Annotated in this window: 1 protein-coding gene; it reads right to left on the reverse strand. The window is 32.7% G+C overall.

The window, feature by feature from the left end; genetic code table 11:
• Positions 1-190: 190 nt before the first annotated feature.
• Positions 191-1111: a hypothetical protein gene (locus F0000_RS27360; RefSeq protein WP_149627860.1), complete on the reverse strand. Its 921-nt coding sequence runs from the start codon at positions 1109-1111 to the stop codon at positions 191-193.
• Positions 1112-1292 lie beyond the last annotated feature (181 nt).

Consider the following 1292-nt stretch of genomic DNA (forward strand, 5'->3'; position numbering starts at 1 on the left):
ATAGCTTCAGCAAATCCCTCACGAGGTTAACTGTATGCTTTTCTTCAGAGTGAACAGTCAATTACTCTGATGGGATTCTCACCCACTGGATCACCACAGCTTCGTGGCACACTAACGTCTCTTGTATATTGCGTTTACGTCCCGGAGGGCGTATATGCATTATACAAATTGTTGTAGCTAGTTTTTTTATTTATGTGTGTTGAATTATAAAGCACATTATTTTGCTTTCAGGTTCAAAAAATATATATAAATCTCCATCTCCCCAAAAGTTCATATTTTCAAAATATTGTTTATACCATTCATCTTTCGGTTGTACGGTTGTACGTTTGGTTTTTATATCAACTCCATCATAAGTCAGTTGACAAAGTAATTTCATTGTTTTCTTTGACTTTGGGCAAGTAGGAATATCAGGATATTGAATCCAACTAGGAACTGAGGTATGTCCAATTCCGCCAAAGTTAGTTTCTTTTTGTGTTGTTATATATACTTTTTCATAAACTATTTCAGAATTTGGTTTCAAATCGTCATATGAATTGTCCGTTTGTTTTAATTCCTCAATGTTTAACACCTTAGGATTTAGCGGGTTGGAATAATCTATAAACAACTTGTCAAAATTCAAGTAAATTGGTGCTGCAATATGCAAATCAAAAGGAAGCCAATCGAAAGCTTCTTCTATTTTTGAGAATTTTCCTAAATATTGAAAAGGTGCATTAAATTCGAATTTTGGAATTTTAAATTCATTTGGTATTTCTCCACCTAAATAGCTTTCAGATTTTGCTGCTTGATTAAGGCTATAAATCCGATTTGGTTTTAATTTTTGATATTCAAATCCTATTTCACTTTCTTTTAATTTTCTTTCAGTTCTGTGTCCTTCATCATTATCGTAGGCTTTAATTAATTTCCCTTCTTTAAAAACGAGATCAATTGAACTCCAAATATTATTGGCGGTTTTTTTATCTACAACTTGTGTTTCGAGAAATTTTTGGCATTGTTCATCTCCGTTAAATTCTGCTTCCCAACCAGCCAAATAAATATGTTCTTCTTTTTGTCCAAAACAAGAGGTAAATAATCCCATAAAAGTCAATAATATAATTTTGGTTAGTATTCTCATTTCTCAATTATCTAGTAGAGTAGAGCCTGATAGCTCTGCCTTATTATTATCTGTTTAAAGATATTAATATTTTAGAACTATCAGTGCCCCCTTCATCAAACCGTACGTGAAGTTTTCCCTCATACGGCTTACCGATAGAGTTCTTCATTGCGCTTTAGAAATTGTTTTCAAGCGAGCATAC

The organism is Aquimarina sp. RZ0 (assembly GCF_008370685.1).
Taxonomy (GTDB): domain Bacteria; phylum Bacteroidota; class Bacteroidia; order Flavobacteriales; family Flavobacteriaceae; genus Aquimarina.

What these genes read in the sequence shown, in the direction of transcription:
- F0000_RS27360 (WP_149627860.1), bottom strand. Translation starts at nt 1,111, where the DNA reads ATGAGAATACTAACCAAAATTATATTATTGACTTTTATGGGATTATTT.